Origin of the sequence: Prosthecobacter sp. (genome assembly GCF_049294395.1) — a bacterium.
GTDB lineage: Bacteria > Verrucomicrobiota > Verrucomicrobiia > Verrucomicrobiales > Verrucomicrobiaceae > Prosthecobacter.
Genome location: NZ_JBAQCR010000045.1, coordinates 1 through 22,184 on the forward strand (window position 1 = coordinate 1; position 22,184 = coordinate 22,184).

At 62.1% G+C, this 22,184-nt stretch carries 8 protein-coding genes; 2 read left to right on the forward strand and 6 right to left on the reverse strand.

Features of this window, described 5'->3' with window-relative positions:
* The first annotated feature begins 3 nt into the window (after window positions 1-3).
* Both WAW39_RS02975 and WAW39_RS02980 read left to right on the forward strand, forming a co-directional pair.
* Window positions 4-11,460: an SdrD B-like domain-containing protein gene (locus WAW39_RS02975; protein WP_422315630.1), complete on the forward strand. Its 11,457-nt coding sequence runs from the start codon at window positions 4-6 to the stop codon at window positions 11,458-11,460.
* A 150-nt stretch (window positions 11,461-11,610) separates the two neighbouring features.
* Entirely contained in the window at window positions 11,611-12,237 is a 627-nt protein-coding gene (locus tag WAW39_RS02980) for a L,D-transpeptidase (protein ID WP_422315616.1), read from the forward strand.
* Here the strand turns inward: WAW39_RS02980 and WAW39_RS02985 are convergent.
* The 6 genes from WAW39_RS02985 to WAW39_RS03010 all read right to left on the reverse strand — a co-directional run.
* Entirely contained in the window at window positions 12,234-16,859 is a 4,626-nt protein-coding gene (locus WAW39_RS02985) for a PAS domain S-box protein (protein ID WP_422315618.1), read from the reverse strand. The genes WAW39_RS02980 and WAW39_RS02985 overlap by 4 nt on opposite strands.
* A gap of 135 nt (window positions 16,860-16,994) precedes the next feature.
* Window positions 16,995-17,666 (reverse strand): spermine synthase, encoded by a 672-nt coding sequence (locus WAW39_RS02990; RefSeq protein WP_422315620.1) that lies wholly within the window; start codon window positions 17,664-17,666, stop codon window positions 16,995-16,997.
* Window positions 17,667-17,828: 162 nt separating this feature from the next.
* On the reverse strand, window positions 17,829-18,215 hold the full coding sequence (locus WAW39_RS02995; protein ID WP_422315622.1) for a type II toxin-antitoxin system death-on-curing family toxin: 387 nt from the start codon (window positions 18,213-18,215) through the stop codon (window positions 17,829-17,831).
* Window positions 18,212-18,439 (reverse strand): AbrB/MazE/SpoVT family DNA-binding domain-containing protein, encoded by a 228-nt coding sequence (locus WAW39_RS03000; RefSeq protein ID WP_422315624.1) that lies wholly within the window; start codon window positions 18,437-18,439, stop codon window positions 18,212-18,214. The genes WAW39_RS02995 and WAW39_RS03000 overlap by 4 nt, the downstream gene beginning before the upstream one ends.
* 54 nt (window positions 18,440-18,493) lie before the next feature.
* Complete coding sequence (locus WAW39_RS03005) at window positions 18,494-18,787, reverse strand: hypothetical protein (RefSeq protein WP_422315626.1); 294 nt, start codon at window positions 18,785-18,787, stop codon at window positions 18,494-18,496.
* A 449-nt stretch (window positions 18,788-19,236) separates the two neighbouring features.
* Window positions 19,237-22,184 (reverse strand): Calx-beta domain-containing protein (locus WAW39_RS03010; protein ID WP_422315628.1); only part of this gene is annotated, 2,948 nt, incomplete at its 5' end.

The window sequence follows — 22,184 nt, forward strand, 5'->3', positions numbered from 1 at the left end:
GGACTGCGCGACGCCGGCGAACTCGGCATCAGCGGCGCGACGGTGCAGCTCTTCAGCCCGGGTGCGGACAATGCGGTGGGCGGCAGCGGCGCGAATGCGGACACGCAGGTGGGCGCGAGCGTGCTGACCAGCAGCACCGGGGTGTATGCCTTCACCAATCTGGTGCCGGGCAAATACTACGTGCGTGTGACACCGACGGTGAGCGTGCCGGGTGTGAGCAGCGTGGTGGTGACGCTGGACAACGACGTGGACAATGACAACAACGGCAGCCAGCCGGGCGGCCCGGGCACGTTTGTGTACAGTCCGGTGATCGATCTTCAAGTGGGAACGGAACCCGCCACTGGCGTGGATGGCGACGGCACCAATGGCAACAACACCCTCGACTTCGGTCTCTTCACCGGCATCACCGTGGGTGACCTGGTGTGGAATGACGTCAACAACAACGGACTCAAGGACACCACGGAAACTGGAGTCAGCGGCGTGCAGGTGGATCTCATGAATCCCGGCGCGGACAACGCCGTGGGCGGCAGCGGATTAAATGCAGACACGGTGCTGCAAACGATCTCCACGCTGAGCGGCGGCTCCTACAGCTTCAAGGTTTACACCGGTGGCAACTACTACGTGCGCCTGACACCGCCCGCCGCCTACTCGCTGGCCAGCAGCACGGTCGTCACGGCTGACAACGGCGTGAACAATGACAGCAACGGCTCGCAGCCGGGTGGTGCGGGTTCGGTGGTGAACAGCATGGTGTTTGCGCTGACTCCTGGCGGTGAGCCTGGCAGCACAGGGCTGACGAACACGGAAAACACCATCGACTTCGGCCTGCGCTCCTGCCCGGCGATCACGATCACACCTGCGACCCTGACGAATGCGCTGAAGGGATCTGCCTACTCCGCCACGTTCAACGCCGCCGGCGGCAACTCGCCTTATGTGTGGAGCCTCGCCACCGGCAGCACGCTGCCGGGCGGACTGGCGCTTTCCAGCGCAGGTGTGCTGAGCGGATCGCCCACAGCCGCGACGGGAACCTACAGCTTCACGGTGAAAGTCGTGGACGCCTCCAACTGCTCCGCCACGCAGGCGATGACGATTGGCGTGGTCTGCCCGACACTGACGCTCTCCCCAACCACGCTTTCCTCGGTGGCGCAAAACACGGCCTTCAGCCAGCAGTTCACCACCACGGGCGGCACTTCGGCCTACACCTACACGAGGCCTTCCGGCACGCTACCTACGGGCGCGACGCTTTCCAGCAGCGGTCTGCTTTCCGGCACCATCACCGGCGCACCGGGCACTTACTCGTTTGTGGTGCGCTCCACGGATGCGAATGGCTGTGCGCTCGACACCTCGTTCAACTGGGTGGTCACCTGTCCGGCGCTCTCGCTGTCTCCGACCACGGTGCCAGCGGCGACGCAGTATGCAGCCTACTCCCCGCAGACGCTGACCGCCAGCAACGGCACCAGCCCGTATACGTGGAGCTTCACCGGCACGATGCCAAGCGGCATGACCCTGAGCAGCGGCGGCATCCTGAGCGGCACGCCTTCCAGCGCGCCGGGCACCTACAACATCACCGTCACCGCCACGGATGCCAACGGCTGCGCCAAGTCCGGCGTGTATGCCATCACGGTGAACTGCCCGTCCTTCACCATCACGGCGCCGACCTTCCCGAGCGCGACGAAGAATGTGGCGTATCCGAACCAGCAGCTCAGCGCTTCTGGCGGCACCACACCGTATAACTGGACCATCGCCTCCGGGGCGCTTCCTGCGGGCATGTCAATGAGCACCGCCGGTCTGATCTCCGGCACGCCGACGGCCGTGCCTGCCACTTACAATTTCACGGTGCGTGCCACGGATTCGGTGAACTGCTCGGTGACCAAGGCGCTGGCCATCGTCATCGCCTGTCCGACGCTGACGATCACTCCGGCGACGCTGCCAGCGGGTGTGCAGTATGCGGCTTACAGCCAGACGCTGACGGCGGCAAACGGCACGTCTCCTTACACCTGGAGCCTGGCCTCCGGCGTGCTGCCTGCCGGCATGACCCTGAGCAGCGGCGGAGTGCTCAGCGGTACGCCGACGAGCCTGGGCAGCTTCACCTTCGTGGTGCGTGCGACGGATGCGGACAACTGCTCCTCGACGATTTCCTACACCTTCACGGTGAACTATCCGCCGATCTTCATCACGCCGTCCACGCTCTCGAACGCGACACGTCTGGTGCCCTACTTCACGCAGCTCACCGCCACCGGTGGTACCGCGCCTTACACCTTCAGCAAGCTGACGGGCAGCCTGCCCACGGGCCTGTCGATCTCCACCGCAGGCGCGATCTCCGGCACCACCACGGCGTCTCCCGGCACCTACTCCTTCACGGTGCAGGCGCTGGATGTGAACGGTGCGCCGGGCACGCAGCCATATACCATCACCATCGTCTGCCCGACGATGACCATCTCTCCGACAACGCTGACGAACGGCGTGGTGGGCACGGCTTACACGGCGTCATTGACGGTGTCAGGCGGCAGCGCTCCCTACATCTGGAGCGTGGCCAGCGGCGCACTGCCAGCCGGACTTTCGATGAGTGCCAGCGGCCTCATCTCCGGTACTCCCACACAGGCCACCACGGCGTCCTTCACGGTGCAGGCGGTGGATTCATTCAACTGCTCCTCCACCCAGATCTACACGCTGTCGGTCAACTGCCCGTCGGTGAGCATCACACCCACCTCGCTGACGAGCGCCTACTACGCCATTCCTTACAGCCAGCAGCTCACCTCCAGCGGCGGCACCGGACCGTACACCTATGCGGTGATCGCGGGCTCTCCTCCTGCAGGCATGACGGTTTCCTCCAGCGGATTGCTTTCAGGCTCGGCCCAGGTGTATGGCACGGCGAACTTCACGGTGCGCAGCACGGACGCCTACAACTGCTCCGCCACGCAGTCCTACTCGCTGCTGGTGAAGGGGCTCAGCATCGGTGACACCGTGTATGAAGACAGCAACTTCAACGGCCTGCGTGATGTGGGCGAATCCGGGATCAGCGGCGTCACGGTGGAACTCTGGGATCCAGGTGCGGATCATGCCATCGGTGGCAGCGGTCCGAACAGCGATCTGATGTTCACCAGCACGACCACCAACGGGCAGGGTCAGTATACCTTCATCAATCTGCAGCCCGGCACCTACTTCATGCGCGTGCTGATGCCCACCGAGCTGAACATCATCGGCGGCAATCCGGTGAACCTCGACAACGGCGTGGACAATGACAACAACGCCGCCTCCCAGCCCGGCGGTCCCGGCACACCGGTCTTCTCCCCAGTCATCACGCTCGCCACAGGCGCTGAGCCGACGGTGGATGACGGCGATGCGGACACGGAGAACACGATCGACTTCGGCCTCTTCCGCGGCATGAACGTGGGCAACCTCGTGTGGCAGGACACGAACGACAACGGACTCCGTGACAACGGCGAGCCGGGCATCGACGGCGTCACGGTGCAGCTGTGGAATGCAGGCGCGGACGGCAGCATCGGCGGCACGGATGATGTGCTGCTGAGAACCACCACCACGAGCGCCGGCGGGGCCTATCTCTTCACTTCGGTGCCGCCGCTGAAAGTCTATGTGCGCATCCCCCGTGCCCCGGCCGCACAGCCGCTCTCCAGCAGCAACACCACCTTTGTGGACAACGGTGTGGACAATGATGACAACGGCCTGCAGCTGAGCGGTGGCGCGGTGAACAGCCCGGTGATCACGCTGACTGCCGCAGATGAGCCGGGCACGGGCGGCGGCACCTACAACGAAACGACCATCGACTTTGGCTTCGTCAATGTGACGCCGAGCATCTACGTGTCCGCCACGCAGGCGGACAGCATCCAGGCCTTCAATTCCAGCACGGGACTCTACTCCGGCTCTCTGGTGCCCGCGTTTGGCACGAGCCTCAGCCAGGGCAATGCGGACTACGGCGACGTGCCGTATGGCATGGAGCTGGGTCAGGACGGCAACTGGTATGTGGCCCACTACGGTGCCAGCAACCTGCGCAAGATCAGCCCCACCGGCACCGACCTGGGTCCGGTGCTCGACAACAGCGCCACGAGCATGAGCCTGGTCTCCCAGTTCGCCATCGGGCCGGACGGAAACTTCTATGTGTATGATGTGAACGGGGGCCGCGTCGTGCGCTTCCAAGGACCGACGGGCGACGTTCCAGGCAAGCCGATCGGCGCCTCGGCTCCCTACACCTTCATCACTCAGACGGATGTGGAAGACATGAACTTTGGCCCGGATGGCAACCTCTATCTGGTGGTGCAGACCAACGACACCCGTGAAGTGCGCCGCTACAGCACGACGACGGGCGCGCTGCTCAACGCCATTGTCACCGACATCCAGCTCATGGCCATGGTGCCGGGCGGGCAGTCCATCGCGCTGATTTCGGGCATCGACATCGAAGGCAGCACGCTCTACGGCGTGAACCGCTCCGATGGAGAGGTCTTCAGCGTCGATCTCAGCACGCCTGCCGCGCCGGGTCTGCCGCAGCTCATCGCCACGCTCTCCAGCGCAGGCAAGGGTGAGGTGGACACACGTGACATCGAGTTCAACCCATCGAACAACAAGCTCTACATCTCGGGTTACAGCTGGGGCAAGCCGGTCAACGCCGGCAGCTTCAACAGCGGTGCGCTGATCAGTGTGGACATCACCACTGCGCCCAACGGCACGGTCAATGTGTTTGAAGTGCCGATCCCACGGCCACCGGGTCCGAACTTTGAAATCTGGTCCGGTCCGCGTGACCTGGCGATCGGGCGTCCGTTTGCGCCGCTGCCAGACAGCGTGGCCATCGGCTCGCTGGTGTGGAATGATGACAATGCGAACGGCATCCAGGATGCGGCAGAGCTGGGCATCCCCGGCGTGCGCGTGGACCTGTGGCGGGATCTGAACGGCGACTCCGCCGACGGCGCCGAGTTCCTCGTGGGCTGGACTTACACGGACAACAAAGGCTTCTACTACTTCTCCGGCCAGGCTCCGGGCGTGTATCAGTTGCAGATTCCCGAGTCCAACTTTGTGGACGGTCTGCCGCTGGCTGGCAGCGGCTATAGCAGCCCGATCTCGTCCAACGTGGATGACCAGATCGACGGCGATGACAGCGGTCGTCAGCCCGGTGGTCCGAAGACGGTGGTGAACAGCCCGCTGATCACGCTGACTCCCGGCGCCGAGCCTGTGGGCAACGGCTCCGCCGGCGCGGAATTTGGCCGCGGTGGCGAACTGGACAACTACACGGTGGATGCCAATGGCGACATGACGGTGGACTTCGGCTTTGTGGAGCCCGGCATCATGGGCATCGGCAACCTGGTGTTCGTGGATGACAACGGCAACAACCGCTTCGACGTGGGCGAGGGCCGTGATGATGTGACCATTCAGCTCTACCGCTGGGGCGACACTCCAGGAGTGACGACGCCGGTGGCCACGGCGGTCACCGCCAACGGTGGTCTCTACCTCTTCAGCAATCTGTGGCAGGGGCAGTACTTCATCCATCTGCCGGCCTATCAGTTCGAGTCCAGCGGCAATCTGCGCGGCCTTTACAGTCTGCCCGTGGTCACTGCTGGTGACGACAACACCGGCCAGGATGCGCTGCCGACGGACACGCCGTGGATAACGGGCGTGAGCACCGGCATCATCAATCTGGTGCGTGATCAGGCACCTTCGGATACAAGCTCCGAAACCGGCTTTGACTCCTCCACCGATCTCAATGACATCAACATCGACCTCACGGAAGACATCGGTCTCTACCGTCCGGTGGCGCTGGGCAACATGGTGTTCGCGGACAACAACTCGAACGGTCACTATGACTCGGGTGAAGGCTTGTCCGGCGTCAGGGTCGAAATCTACACTGACACGCAGTTCCCAGAAGTGGACAATCCGCTGGCCTTCACCACGTCGGATTCGACGGGCCGCTACGGCTTCAACTTCCTGCGTCCCGGCAATTATTTGGTGCACATTCCGTCCTCGCAGTTCCAGGTCGGAGGACCGCTGTATCAGCGCATCAGCATTCTCGAAGGTCTCGTGGGTGACGATGACGTGGGTGAAGACGGCATCAATGACGGCCTGCCAACGGACAACGGCGTGTCGTCTCTGGTGATCAGCCTCTATCCCGGCAATGCGCCGACGGATGACAGCGGTGAAACCGGCTTTGAATACACATCGGATGACCAGAACGACGCGGCGATCGACCTGACGATCGACTTCGGCTTCCAGACGCCGGTCGGCGTGGGCAATCTGGTGTTCATCGACACCAACCAAAACAGCCAGGCTGACGTGGGTGAAGGCGTGGACGGTGTGACGGTGGAACTCTACCGCAGCAGCCAGACACCGGGCTTTGGTGTGCCGCTCTTCAGCACCATCACCAGCGGTGGCGGCCAGTACTTCTTCGACTCGCTGCCTGCGGGCGACTACGTGGTGCACATTCCGTATACGCAGTTTGAGCCAGGGCGTCCGCTCAATGGACTCTCCTCCCTCGCAGGAGCTAGCAGCGCCTCCCTGGATCTGGATGATGACGTGCCTGACAGTGAAAACGGACTCGATGACGCGTCCCCATTCCTCAACGGCATCAGCAGCGCCGTCTTCACGCTGGCGGTGAATGCGGAGCCGACCGATGCGAGCGGTGAGACGGGTGCGTTCAAAACGATCGACTCGTTTGATGATGACAACTTCAACCTCACCATCGACTTCGGCTTTGCCCTGAACAATCCGAACGGCGTCGGCGTGGGCAACCTGGTCTTCGTGGATCTCAACGGCAACGGTGTCTATGACTCCGGTGAAGGCATCGACGGTGTGAAGGTGCAGCTCTTCAGCGCGACGGCGGACGTGCATGCGGCCAATCCGATCTCCACGGTGATCTCGAACAACGGCGGCAGCTACATCTTCAGCAATCTGGTGGAGGGAGCCTACAAGATCTTCATCCCGGCCACCGAATTCGCCGCAGGCAAACCCCTCTCCGGCTGGCGCTCCCTGCCGGGCGACGGTGCGGACAATGGCGTGGATGACAATGTGGATGAAAACGGCGTCGATGTGGAGGATCCGTCCGCCACGGGTGTGGAGTCCGCGCAGTTCTACCTGTCCCCCGGAAACGAGCCGACCGATTCTCTCGGTGAGTTTGGCAGCAATGCCTTCATGGATGATGCGAACGATGCCAACACCGACCTGACCGTCGACTTCGGCTTCTTCCGCTCCGTGGCTGTGGGCAATCTGGTGTTCCTGGATGCGAACTTCAACGGCCGTGCGGATGCCGGGGAAGGCGTGGGCGGCGTCACGCTGGAGCTGTATAACGAAGGCGCGTTCATTCCGTTTGATGCGCCGGTGGCCACCACGACCACGAACACGGACGGCACCTATCTCTTCGCCGATCTGGCACCGGGCCGCTACTTTGTGCGCGTGCCATCATGGCAGTTTGACTTTGGCTCGCCGCTGTTTGGCTATGCCAGCATCTTCGGCACGCAGAGCGGTGACGACAGTCTGGGTGAAGACGGCCTCGACAATGGCAACCCATCCGTCAATGGCATCCAGACGGCGATCATTGATCTGACTCCGACCAATGCGCCGACCGGCAGCCAGGAAGGCGGCTTCCAAGGCAGCAGCGATGACATCAATGACGTCTCCACCAATCTCACCGTGGACCTTGGCTTTGTGCTGCGCTCGGGCGTTGGCAACGTGGTCTTCAACGATCTCAACAACGACGGCCTCTTTGATCCGGGTAATGAATACGGCGTCGATGGCGTCACCGTCGAACTGTGGTCCAATGAGGCGAACGCGACGACGGCGGTGGGCAGCACCACGACCTACGGCGGCGGTCTCTACAGCTTCAGCGTGGCGCCGGGCAGCTACTATGTGAAGATTCCTGACAGCAACTTCCTGGACGGTGGCGCGCTGGCGAACCTGGTGCCTTCGAAGCCGGTGGCGGCGGGTTCAGCCGTGCCGACCACGACGGCGGGAGATGATGACACGAAGCAGGATGGTTATACCACCGGCGCCGTGCTGACGGAGGGCGCACGCACGCCGGTATTCACGCTGGTGCCGGCCCAATCACCGACTGCAGCCGACACGGAAACCGGCTACTACTCCGAGTCCGATGACTTTGATGATGCGAACGTGGACCTGACAATCGACCTCGGCTTTGCGCCGAAGCCGCTGAGCGTGGGCAACCTGATCTTCCGCGATGTGAACTCGAACGGCCACTATGACAGCGCGGACTTCGGTGTGGCCGGGGTCAACGTGCGCCTCTTCAAGGTGGGTGACGATCCGGCGACCGCCACGCCGGTGATGGAAACGACCACCAGCATCGACGGCACCTACCTGCTGAACACTTATGAGGAAGGGCAGTACTTCCTCTACATCCCTGCCACGCAGTTCACGAGCGGCGGCGCACTCTTTGGCACGACCTCCGCGACTGGCGTCGGCAGTGACGACGGCCAGGATGATGGCGTGGATGAAAACGGCCAGGATGCCGCCAATCCGACGAGCACGGGCGTGAGCTCCACGGTCTTCGCACTGGCCTATGGCACCGAGCCGCAGGGCGAGGCGGGCTTCCTCAATTCGATGGATGAGTTCAATGACGCGGATGTGGATCTCACGATCGACATGGGCTTCAGCGGCGGCACGCTGCCAAGCCTGATGAACATCGGCAACCTGGTCTTCAACGACGCCAACAACAACGGCGTGGCGGATGCAGGCGAAGGTGTGCCCGGCGTCTGGATGCTGCTGTATGCCGGCAGCGGCACGGCGGGGTCCACCAGCTTCATCCGCAGCACCACCACGGACGCGAGCGGCCGCTACTTCTTCACCAACTTGAGCCCCGGTGTTTACACGGTGCATGTGGCCGCAGACAACTTCAAGGCGTCCATCAGCATCAACGGTGGTCCGGTGGGTCCGGGACCGTTGTACAAGATGATGTCGCTGCGCGGCAATCAGACCACCCTGGGTGATGACAACCTGGGTGAAGACGGCATCGACTCCCAGAGTCCTGAGCAGGTGGGCATCACGGCACCGGCGGTCACGCTGACGGCCAATGCCGCGCCGACCGGCGCGCAGGAAGGCGGCTTCCAGGGCACTTCGGATGATGCCAATGACAGCAACGCCGACCTGACCATCGACTTTGGTTTCTCCACACGTCTGGGCGTGGGCAATCTGGTGTTCCGCGATGCGAATGCCGACGGCAAATACCAGGCCGGCGTGGACAGCGGCCTCGCGGGCATCCAACTGGAGCTGGTTTACAACGACGGTGCGGGTGCGGAAAAAGTGGTGAGCACAACGACGACCGACACCACCGGCAAGTACCTCTTCTACGCGCCGCCGACTGTGACGCCACAGACCTACTATGTGCGCATCCCCGCCACGCAGTTCACTGCCACCGGCCCGCTGAATTTCCTGGTGCCAAGCATGCTGACGACCAACGGCAGTGACGACAATCTGAACCAGAACGCGCAGCCGGCGGCTGATCCTGGAACGACAGGCGTGGTGACCGCCGGATTCTCCCTGGGGGCGGGCACGCTGCCCACGGACACGGATGGCCGTGAATCTGGATTCGACAAGACCAGTGACAATGATGACGATGCCAACATTGACCTGACCATTGACCTCGGGCTCAAGGCGAAGGCGCTGATGGTCGGCAACCTGGTGTTCCGTGACGCGAATTCGAACGGCACTTATGAAGCGGGCATCGATGTGGCGATGGCGAATGTCACCGTGCAGCTCTTCCAGCAGGCGCAGGCCGTGACGGACACGCCGGTGTCTGAGGCTGTCACTGCGGCAGACGGCACCTACATGCTCTACGCCACCGCGCCTGCGGCCTACTACGTTCACATTCCTGCCAGCATGTTTGCCGCAGCTGCGCCGCTCGATGGCATGACCTCGGTGGTCGGCACGGGCAATGTGGTGCTGACCACCAACGCGGACACCGCCAAGGATGACCGCTTTGATGAAAATGGCGACGACGCCACGCAGCCTTCTGCGACGGGCGTCTCCTCCGGCATCATCAATCTGGCCTACGGCACCATGCCGCTGAACAGCAGCGTGACCGCCGCGACAGGCGAAAACGGCTTCCAGTCCTTCATGGATGATGCAGCGGATGAATCCGGCATGATGACCGTCGACTTCGGCTTCCTGGGCAGTGCGGGCTCGCCGAATGGCGTGGAGGTCAAACGCAATCTGGTGACCAATCCCGGCACTGCGACCACCGCAGCAACCTTCACGGCATGGCAGACACAGAACAGCCTGAGCGGACTCAACAGTCCGAATGATGATCCGGATGCGGATGGCCAGACGAACCTGCTGGAATACGCGCTGGGCACGGCGGGTGGCAGCGGCCTGGGTGTGTCACGCTTCACGCTGGTGAACAACACGGTCTCGGGTGCCATCGACGCAGTGCTCACACGGCCTGCGGGTGAGCATGCAGATCTGCGCTACTCGCTGGAAGGCAGCAATGATCTCTCTACATGGACCACGCTGGCGCTCACACCTGTGACCACGGCCAATGCGGATCAGACGGAAACGCTGCGCTACAGCGCGGTGGAATCCGCCTTCAGCGGTGCGGCACGCGGCTACCTGCGCATCAAGGTGACGCTGGATGCCAACCTCGACGGCACGCCAGAAGCCACGGCCACCACGGGTGCGCAGGGCTGGGCACGCATGCAGTTTGCGGTGGGCCGCCAGTCACTGTCCATGCCGCTGCTGCTGCCTGCCGTTTACACGGGGCAGGTCGCCTCGGTCAGTGGCCGCACGGTGGTGCTGAGCATCAACGGCGGAGATATCCGCACGCAGCTGCAGAATGGTGTGAGCTACTATGTGGAAGTGCTCAACGGTGCGCTGACAGGTCGCACCTGGGATCTCGACGCCACGGTTTCTACGAGCAGCAGCATCTCCCTCACCACCAGCGCGGACAGCGCACTGGCCGGTGCACGCATCCGCATCCGTCCGCACTGGACTCTGGGCGCACTGCTGCCGGTGTCCGGCCTGCAGGCTGCTGCCACGGCGGATACAGCGGACCGCCTCATGTTCTTTGACAGCGCCAGCGGCCAGTTCCTGATCGACTGGCTGCAGGCTGCGACGAACGGTGGAGCGCAGTGGGTGCGTGATGGTGATGCCTCGCTCGCGAATGATGCCGCCCGTGTCATTCCACCGCAGACGGGCATGCTGGTGCAGATCCGCAGCACGCCGGCCACGCTGACCTTCCTGGGTGAAGTCCGCAGCGCCGCACTCGCGCTGCCGCAGACCGCAGGCACAGCGCTGCTGGGCACTGGTTTGGCCACGGCCAAGACTCCGGGTGCGCAGCCATTCACCATCGGTTCCCGCCTGCGTCTGTGGAGCGGTGATACCGATCCTGCCACGGCGGTGTATCAGAACTACCTGCTCAATCCGCAGTCCCAGTGGGTGGATGAAACCACCGGCCTGGAGGTGACGAACCTGACGCTGCTGGATGGCTTCCGCGCGTTCTTCCTGGTGAAGCCGTAAGGGGGAGGGCTCGTTGATCGGCGCTCATTCGTGCGGCGCTGGGCAGGCGGGGAAGGGGTGGGCCCTGTGAAAACGCTGGCCGAAGGGCAGGATGAAAGTTTCAGCTCTCCCGCGTTGCAAATCGCAATCCTGGCAGCATTGCTGTTTTGCATGAGGTCATTCCGGCTGCTTCTTCTTTTTTCGCTCAGTCTCGTCAGTTGCAACACCGTGAAAAACACGGGCAACAATGCTTTTCATTACAGCCGCAGGTTTGTGACCAGTGACATCCCACGGGCCTCGCGCTTTGTGTGGAAAGGGGTGACGGGATGGTTTGGACCGAACGACAACTCCTTCTGGTATGCGGATGAGATGCGCGGCAAGCCCAGCGTGGTGATCAATCTCAGCGAGCAGATGGTGTACCTCTTCAAGCGCGGCGAACTCGCGGGTGGCTCGCCCATCTCCTCGGGCTCGGAGGGCTATGACACGCGGCCGGGCAGGTACCATGTGATGGAGAAGGACATCGACCACAAATCTTCCATCTACGGCGACTACGAGGACTACCAGGGCAATGTGGTGATGCAGAACATCGACAACCGCAAGGACCGCAGGCCGCCGGGGACGCGGTTTGAAGGGGCCAAGATGTACTACTTCATGCGCATCTATGGTGGGGTGGGCATGCATCAGGGTTATCTGCCCGGCTATGCCGCATCACACGGCTGCATCCGTTTGCCGGGGCACATGGCGGAGAAGTTTTTCCGCGAGGTGCACGTGGGAACGCCGGTACAAGTGGTGCCCTAGGTTGAAGTCTTCACTTTGGGGGCCAGGACGTCCTGCAGCACTTCGGCGAGCTGGCCTTCGGTGAAGGGTTTGTCGAGGCGATGGGTCACGCCCAGGGCTTTCATTTCTGCGGCCTGGGGATCTTCCATGCGGCCGCTGGCGACGACGACGGGGACGTCCGGCAGGAGCAGGCGGAGCACGCGGACAAAGGCCAGGCCGTCCATGTGGGGCATGTGCAGATCGGTGATGATGACACGGAGCTCGGCCTGGTGGCGCATGGCGAGCTGCAAGCCGTCCGCGCCGTCGGTGGCGGTCACAGGTTTGAAGTTCAGCCGCTGCAGGACCACGCCGGCCATCTCGCGCACGGCGGCTTCATCATCCACGAGAAGGATGGTTTCCCCATGGCCGGGGCAGGAGACCGCCGCTGCGGGCGCGGGCATCATACCACCTTCTACCACATGGGCGGGCAGGAAGGCGGTGAAGGTGGAGCCCAGGCCTGGCTGCGAAGAGACCTGCAGGAATCCGCCATGGCTTTTTACAATGCCCATGACGGTGGAGAGGCCGAGGCCGGTGCCTTTGTCCGGACTTTTGGTGGTGAAGAAAGGATCGAAAATCCGGTCGATGATTTCCTTTGAAATGCCTGCGCCGGTGTCGTGCACGCGCAGAGCCACATGGCTGCCGGGCCGGGCATCAGGCACGGAGCTGGCAAAGGCTTCATCCACCTCCAGGGACAGGGCTTCGAGAGTGAGGGTGCCGCCGGTGGGCATGGCATCGCGGGCATTGACGCACAAGTTCAGGAGAATCTGATGCATCTGTGTGGCGTCTCCGAGCACGGTGGGAAGATCGGGCGCGCAGGTGACGACGAGGTGAATGTTTTTGGGGAAGCTGCTTGTCATCAGGTTCTCCAGTTCGTGGATCAAACGTTCCACCTGAAGGACGACGCGTTCTCCCTCCGCGCCTTTGGCAAAGGTGAGGAGCTGGCGCACCATCTCGGCACCGCGCCTGGCGCTGGTTTCAAACATGTCCAGAATCTTCGACTCCTGGGGGCAGCGCATCTTGAGCAGCTCCACTCCCATCAGGATGGGGGCGAGGGCGTTGTTCAGATCATGCGCCACACCGCCGGAGAGTGTGCCGAGGGCTTCCATGCGCTGCGAACGCAGGGCCAGGCTTTCCATGTTTTTGCGCTCGGCGAGGTTGCGGCTGCGTTCCAGCTCCATGGAAACACGCTGGGCGATGATGAGCAGAATCTGCTGGTCTTCCTCGGTGAATTCGTGGGGCCTGGTGTCCAGCAGGCAGGTGACGGCGACGACGTTTCCACGGGCGTCCAGCGATGGGATGCCGCAATAGGCATTTGCATTGTGGTCGCGGACAAACGCTGAATGGGGGAAACGCTCCTGCACCTTTTCGCAAACGCTCAGGTCTCTGCTGCCGACCACCAGGGAGCAGGGGCTGGTGGAAAGCAGGGCGCTGCCTCCTTCGTGCATGATCTGACCGTGGGACCACACGGCCTTGATCTGCAGCTCCTGGCCAATGACCTCCGAGAGACAGACCACGGGGACTTCAAACAGGGTGGCCACCATGCCAACGACTTCATCGAAAACGGCTCCTGGTTCGCCTGAGAGCTGCATGCTGAGCTCAGACAGGCGGTGCAGCTTGCGGAGATGCGCGGCATCCCGCTCCTGAGCCTGCCTGCGCTCGGTGATGTCACGCTCGTTGGCAAGGATGCACCACTCGCCATCGATTTGAACCGGTGTGGCGACGACTTCGAGCGGGAAGATGGAGCCGTCTTTGCGCTGGTGGTTGAGTTCAAGGCGAAGGGTCTCGCCCTGCTGGATTTGCTTCAGCCGCCCGGGCGCCGCCAGGGCGGCCTGGGCGTCGTCGAGGTCACGCACATTCATGCCGACAAGCTCGGTTTCAGAGTACCCATGCATGTGAGCGGCGGCACCATTGGCCGAGAGGATGCAGCCATCGGATTTCAGCAAAAAGATGGCGTCACCACTGGTCTCGATGAGTGAGCGGTAGCGCAGTTCGCTTTCGCGCAGCGCCTGCTCCGCCCGTTTGCGCACCGTGACATCCACACCGGAGGCCACGACCTGCACGATGCGGCCGCTTTCATCGCGCAAAGGATTGAAAACAGCGTCCACCACGATCACCTGACCCCCGAGGGTGTGGGCTTCAAAATCATCCCGCACGATTTCGCCGCTGGCGGCGCGGGCAAGGGCTGAGCGAACTTTCTCCCGGGCTTCGGCTGAATAGCTCCACCAGTCAATCTCCCACAGCAACTGACCGATGACGCGTTCACGCTTCACCCCGGTGACTTGCAGAGGGGAGTGATTGATCTCCAGCATGCGGCCCTCAGGGGTGAAGAGCCCCACAAAGGTGAACATGCTGTTGAGGATGTCGCTCATGCGGCGCCGGCTGGCCAGCATCTCGGCCTCAGCTTTTCGCAGCTCGGTGACATCACGGACAAAGGCGCTGTAGTGCGGCTTTCCACCGATGGTGAAGCTGGCGCTGGTCAGCTCCATCCGGATCTTCGTGCCATCACGGCGTGTGCCGGTCAGCTCCATCCGGCGTTCCGCAGGCTGGGTGAACTGCTGCCAGAGCTGGTCATGGGTCTTGAACTGATCCTGGGTGACGATGGTGTCAAAGAGGCTGCGACCGAGGGCCTCCTCAGCGTCCCAGCCAAAGATGACGCGGGCCTGGGGATTCCAGCCGCTGATCAAGCCGTTTGCATCCACCGTGATGACGGCATCAAGGGCGGTGTCGATGATCTGGCGGGTGCGCTCTTCGCTCTCACGCAGCGCGCCGGTGCGTTCGTAGACGAGCTGCTCGAGGTTTTCGTTGAGCCTCCGCACTTCAGCCTCGGCCAGCTTGTTGGCGGTGATGTTGATCTGAGCGATGACTGCGCCGCCTTCCTTTCGTGACAAGGGGGTGACCTGCATGGTGAACCAGCGTTCCTCGCTGGGCGAGTGGCAGGCGTACTCGTGTTTGAACGTCGGTCTGGAATGATCCAGAACGCCACGCAGCCCCTCAATGACCTGCTGAACGTCCGCGCCGGAGTCCAGTGCAGCCTTGTGGCACACATCCAGATAATTGGCGCCCACGCCCAAGGATGACATCTTGTCAGCCGCACCATTTTCACGCGCGAAACGCTCCCAGCCGTCGTTGATGGCGATGATGGTGCCGTGGCGGTTCACGACGGCGATGTTGGCCATCATGGAATTGATCACGGCACGGTTCAGAGCCTCGCTGTCGCGCAGGATGAGGTCGATATCGTGCTCCTTGGTGAAATCCCGGAAGACGAGCACGACGCCGATGATGCGTCCGGAGGGATCGCGAATGGGGGCGGCGCTGTCGGTGATGGGGCGTTCGGTGCCGTCGCGGGAGATGATGACGGTGTGATTGGCCAGGCCGTGGATTTCGCCCGTGGCCAGCACATCATCCACGGGGATGATGGCGGGCTCGCGCGTTTCTTCATTGATGATGCGGAAGACTTCCTCCACCGGGCGTCCAAGCGCCTCGGCCAGGGTCCAGCCCGTGAGCTTTTCTGCGATGGGGTTGAGGCGCGTGATGCGCCGCTGCGCGTCGGTGGCCAGTACGGCATCGCCAATGGAATTGAGCGTGACGGACAGCTTTTCCTCGCGGGAGCGGAGTATTTCTTCAGCGGCTTTCTGCTCGGTCACGTCACGCGCGGTGGCAAAAATGAGCCCGTCCGGATGCGGCGCGGACTTCCACCAGAAGACGCGCGAGGAGCCGTCCTTGTGAAGGCAGCGGATTTCAAACTGCTGGACGCCCGTGCCCTCCTCGAGCAGCCGCGTGACTTCGGCCAGGGTGGCCGCACGGTCGTCCGGGTGAACAAAGTCGAGGTAGGGGCGCGTCGTCAGCTCCCGTTCGCTCCAGCCCAGGATCTGGGTGAAGGCGGGATTGACGCGCTTGAAGTAGCCGTCTGCGCGGATGACGCAGAGCAGGTCCAGCGGCACGGTGAAAAACAGCTCGCGCTCCGCTTCCGCCCTCTGGCGTTTTTCGAAGTCGCGCCGCACGATGAAGCTGGCAAAGCCGATCATGCCGAGGGATAGCACGCCGCCGAAGGCCACGATGGTCATGGTGATGTTGGAGAGCTTTTTCGCCCGGGTCTTGATGCCTGGGAGGAGCTGGTTTTCCTCCTCTTTCAGAGCGACAATCACTTCGCGGATTTCCTCCATGGCCTTCATGCCCTGGCCCTGGCTGATGAACTGAAGTGCTGCGGTGGCATCACTGCTGCGGCGCAGTTTGACCACCTCGCTGGCATGATTGAGTTTTTCTTGAATCAACTGTTCGAGCGCCGTCAGCCGCAGTTGCTGCCGGGGATTCTCCGCCATCAAACTTTTCGCTTTGGAAAAGGCCTTTGGCATCGTGATGATGCCTGCCTGGTAGGGGCGCAGGAATATCTCATCACCTGAGATGGCAAAGCCGCGGTTGCCCGTTTCAATGTTGAGCATTTCCACGAGAATCTCGTCGAGCGTGTCATTGACGCGGTGGGTGTGGTCAAAGGAATCAAAGGTGGCCCCATTTTCATGCTCGCTCCACCATGCGCTCACTCCGGTGAGGAGCAAGAAGACCAGGGCGATGAGAAATCCTGCCTGAATTTTATGTTGGATCAGCACTTTTTAGATAGGTTGGCACTTGGCCAAATCTTTCATAGCCATTACTTTAGCCATATTAATGGGCTGATTCTGCGATCCATTCTTCCATGGGTGAAGTCACTGCTGCATGGACTCACTCGGAGTCCTCGAGAGCGACTATTTTCGCTCCGCGACGAAGATCGTGTGAGTGCAGCGTTTGGCCTGCGGGTAGGCTTTGGCGGCGACGGTTTCGACTTTGAAGCCTGCTTTGGAGAGGCGTTTGGCGAAGGCGTGATCGGTGCTGGCGGACCAGAAAGTGACTCGGCCGCCTGGCTTCAGGGCGTGGGTGATGGCCGAGAAGCCCTGCGTCTGGTAGAGGCGGGCGTTGCCGTCCTGCACCATGGCGATGGGGCCGTTGTCCACATCCAGCAGGATGGCGTCGTAGTGGGCTTTGGGGGCGCGGCTGATGACCTGGAAGACATCGTCCACGGTGATCTCGACACGCGGGTCGTCGAGGAGCCGGCCATTGACGGTGGTGAGGTATTCGCGGTTCCAGGCGACGACCTGCGGCAGAAGCTCCGCGACTTGAACATGCGCGGCGGGGCCCATGAGTTCGAGCACCCGGCGCAGGGTGAAGCCGAAGCCGAGGCCGCCGATGAGGACGTTTGCCGGACCGGAGCCCAGGCGTGCGCAGGCGAGCTCTGCGAGGACTTTTTCGGACTCGGAGGCGTTGGTGCCCATGAGGGGCTGGCGGTTGACGCGCAGATAGAAATTCGAATCGTGCGCATGCAGCGTCAGCTCCGCGCCGTCAGGCGTGTGAGATGTGGCCAGCAGAAGGAAAGGTTTCATGGAAGGGCAGCCCCGCGAAAAGCCACGTGCCTCTCCGGCGTGTGACAGGAGCGCGGAGAGGGCGGTGTGCAATGGTGAATGACCAGAATTGGGTGGCCGCAAAAAAGCGCAAAGAAGGGACGCAAAAAGGCGGGGAAGCCCTCTTCCTTGCTGGGCATGCCATCAGGCGCGTTTCGAGTTCTTGTGCAGCCATTCGGCGTAAGATGCTTCCGTCATCTCTCCCGCAGCCAAGGCCAAGGTTTGCAGCACTGCATCGGCTTCGGTGGCGTGGAACTCGTGCCCGTTGCGCTCGAGAAAGCCTGCGCCGAGCATGAAGCCGGTGCGCTTGTTGCCATCGAGAAAGGGATGGTTCTTTACGATGCCTGCGGCATAGGCTGCCGCCTTCTCTGCGAGGGTGGGCTTGCCGTAATGGAACAACTGCTGTGGCCGGGCCAGGGCAGACTCCAGCAGATGCTCATCACGCACTCCGGCAATGCCGCCGTAGCATGAGAGCATCATGTCATGCAATGCGAGGCACTCGTCACGCGTCAGCCAGTATGGCTTCTTCATTTGGCCAGTTCGCGCAGCGTGTTGCGATAGCGACGGTTCAGGCTTTCAAACACGGCCATGGTCTTGGCGAACTCAGGATTGCTCGCGGTCAGCCGCATGCCGTCTTGGGATTCGGTCAGCGTGACCGTGTCGCCTTCCTCCACTTTGAGATGAGCGAGTGCTTCCTTCGGCAGGACGAGACCGACGGAGTTGCCGACTTTGCGGAGCTTGAGTTCGAGAACCATGGATGTAGTGTAGCTACGAATGTTATTACGTCAAGATTGCGCTTCCAGACAGAACTAGGGGAGCACGGTGATCTTGAGATCGTTGCTCTTGATGTGCATGTCAGGAACGGATTCGAACAGCTTCTGGATCTCCGGTGAAACAACTTGTGATGAAACAAAGGGAGAGCCTCCAAGGTAGTCTTGAACGGCTTTGGTCGAAGTCTCGTAGTAGAACCGTAGAATGTAGGTGCCCGGCGGAAGTTCTTTGATGCGTTCCAATTGGTATGACCCAAAGAAACCCTTGTCATAGGGATTGAAGGATGAACCTGCAGGGACTTTGACAAAGTCGGCAGGCTTCAAGGGATTCATGTTGGCACAAACTCCTAGGGGCTTGCTTGGAAGTGGTTTCCCCGTTGAATCCATGAGCGACAAAGTACAGTGAGGAAAGCGTCTGCCCAAGTCCGAACCATCAAGACTTCCCACCAGGTGGATGTCCTTTCCGCTGTCATTGGAGATGGATATTTTCAGAATGGGGACTGCTCCCTGAGCGATGTTTGTCTTCTCGGCTGAGAGGACGCACTTGAAGGGGGCATCAGCCGCCGTGGCGAGGATCGACCCTGCGAAGAGAAGCCAAAGAGCTGCGGATGTTTTCATGGAGGGGCTGGTCCGCGAAAAGCCACGAGCTTCTCGGCCTGTGACAAGCGCGCGGCCCCACCTGTCCGCAACATGATGATTTCTCAAGAAGCCGTGGCCATGAGGGCCGGCGTCAAGAGGGTGGGATCGTACCTGGCGCGGGATGCTTTTAGACCAGCTCTGGTCTAGGGCAGAGTAACGGTCACCCGGTAAAAACGACGGGGCTGCGCGCTGGCACCGATGTCGGTGATGGTTTGATTGGAGCCGGAGCCAGGGATGTTTTGCTGTAGGATGGTCCAGGCTGAGGTGAGGGTGTCGTTGCATTCGACTTTGTAGGTGCGGCCGGTGAGGGTGGGGAAGGTGATGCCGATGTTGCCTCCGGCTCTCGCAGTCGTGACGGGGTACTGGCTTTTGCCGGAATTGGGCAGGGTGCCGAGGATGAACTCCTGGAGGTTGCTGAGGCCGTCGCCATCGAGATCGAGCGTGGTGTCATTCACGGCGGGATTGAGGCCCACGCTTGTCTCGTAATCATCAGACATGCTGTCACTATCGGCATCGCCATCGACAAGGGTGATGGTGGAGGTGACAGGAGAACCAAGGGAAAGGCCGCCAGCAGGCGCGCTGAGGGTGACGGTGAAGGATTCGGAAGCTTCGTCGAGGGCGTCGTCCAGAATGGCGACGGTGAAGGTCTTGCTCAGGTCGCTGGTGGTGAAGGTGAGCGTGCCAGATGCGGCGGTGAAGTCTGCCGAGGTGGCGGTGCCAAAGGCGGTGGCATAGTCTACGGTGCCGGCATTGCCGAGGGTGCTGCGACTGACGGTGAAGGTGAGCAGGGTGGCGGCCTCGGTCACGGTCTGCGTGGCAGGAGAGATGGCGACGGGTGTGGGAGCATCGTTGTCCTGGATGGTGACCGCGCCCGTGGCAAGAGTGCCCAGCGTGGTATTCCCACCGGCGGAAGAAAGGGTGATCTGAATGGTTTCGTCCGGTTCCAGCGTGGTGTCGTTGGTGATGGGAATGGCAAAGGTTTTGACCAGCTCGCCGACGGCAAAAGTCAGCGTGCCGCTGGTGGCGGTGTAGTCGCTGCCGGCGCTGGCGGTGCCGTTGCTGGTGGCGTAATTCACGGTGGCGCTGCCTTCCAGCCCACCCGTGCGTGTGACGGAAACCTCGATGGTGTCTGCTGCCTCGACACCGCTGATGGCGGACTGTGTGAGCATGACATTGTCCGTGCAGGTGACTGTGGTGAAGAAGAGCTTCCATCCGAGGAGTGACCCCGAATCACCTGCGGAGAAGTCCTGAACGTAGAGCCTCCAGATGCCGTTGGCCGGCACGCCGCGGAATTCGCTCAGGGTGTAGGCGGCCTCGGTGGCGATGTCCCCGGCGAAGACGCGGGAGCTGCCGTAGTAGTCCCAGGGGCGATAGGTGCCAGTGAGGATGCTGGGGCCAAATTCGGGAAAGATGACGCTGGCATCGTCATTGAAGGTGAAGGTGGCCAAGGATGCGGTGCCGCCCACGCCGCCGCACATCAGGCGTATTTCCAAGGCATCCGGTCCGTGGAGCAGGATGCCGACATCATCCACGTAGCTGTGGGAAAAGCCGATGATCTGCGCGGTCATGTCCTGCACACGCCCGATGAGGCCGGCGGCGGAAACGCTGGAAGGTGAGGGAGAGCCCGTGGCGTTGTCATTAATGGTGACACCGCCGCCGGTGACAGTGGTGGCTGTGGAGGTGCCGAGCGGGATGTTCACATTGGCGAAGCCGAGATCAGTGGCACCATCCTGCAGGTGCAAGACCAGGGGGATCGAAACGCCGCAGCCGCCGGCGAGCTTGAATGAAAACAAACGGGTGGTGGCAGCGCCACCTGCGGGCAGGGCGCCGTAATTTTGCGCCGCCGAGGGATTTTGCACACCGCCAATGGGGAGAAGTGTGGCGGTGAGGCTGCTGGTGGCGGTGGCCCCGATGTTGTTGAACCCGAGGGTGAAGGTGACGGCTTCGCCGGGATCGGCGCTGGAGTTGGCAGGGGTGTTGCCTTCGGTGCTGAGCGTGGCGGAGGCTCCGGCAATGCGGGCCTTGGCGCTGGTGGTCCCGTAAAGCTTGACGGTGACCGCAGTGAGGGTGCCGGTGTCTGAGCCTACGCGGTCGGCGACTTTGACGGTCCAGTTGCCGGCAGCGGATTCGCCCCAGTGGTGGACGGAGCTGTAGGTCCAGGCCAGATTGTTGGTGCCATCCGGGGTCACTTGCGCGAGCTTGCTGACCGTGCCGTAGGGAGAGGTGAGGGTGACCTCCAGATCGCCCACGGCGGTATGCGTGGCATTCACAGTGACGGTGACATGCTCGACGGAGAAATTGGCGTCGGTGAAGTTCAGCGTGCGGGTAACGCCTGTGGCGCTGTTGTCTGGAATGACGAGGGCGAGGCCGGTCTGCGCGACCTGCGTGGTGGTCATTGCGGGAAGATTGACCCACTGCTGAGCGAGCGCGACGGCGGCAGCGGCATCGACCAAGCCTGCGCCGTATTTGTGATTGAAACTGAGGCCGGCCTGATTGGTGGACCAATCGGGGTCGGTGCGGTGGACCTTGCGTGCGGTGCGGATGAGGATCTCCTGGACGTCGCGCCACCCGAGATTGGGATTGGCCTGAAGCATGAGCGCAATGATGCCGGAAACCAGCGGGCAGGCGCTGGAGGTGCCGCCGAAGGTTTTGGTGTAGTTGCGATCCGCGAGATCGTTTGTGCCCGCTGCGGTGTTGTTGTAACCGCCTTCGCCAGTGATGTCTGTGGTGCGGATGCCTGCATTGTGCCGGCCGCCACTGGAGGGGGCGGTGATGAGCAGATTGGCCCCGGGTTCGGAGTAGTAGCTCTGGAAGCCAAAGTCGTTCATTGCGGCCACGCCGATGACGAAGGGGGAATTGGCGTAGCCGTCGAGGTTTGAATTGTCCGCCAGATCAAAACCGTTGCCGCCGGCGAAGACGTAGATGAGGCCCTTGCCATTGCGCCCGCTGGTGACGCCCGTCTCCAAAGCTGCGGCGGCCAGCGGGCCGGGGCCGCCATAGCCGCTGGCGTCTGGCGTGCCCCAGGAGTTGCTCTTGACGTGAATGACGTCGTTGTGCGCGAGGAACGCCGAGGCTTCATCCTGGTCGGTGT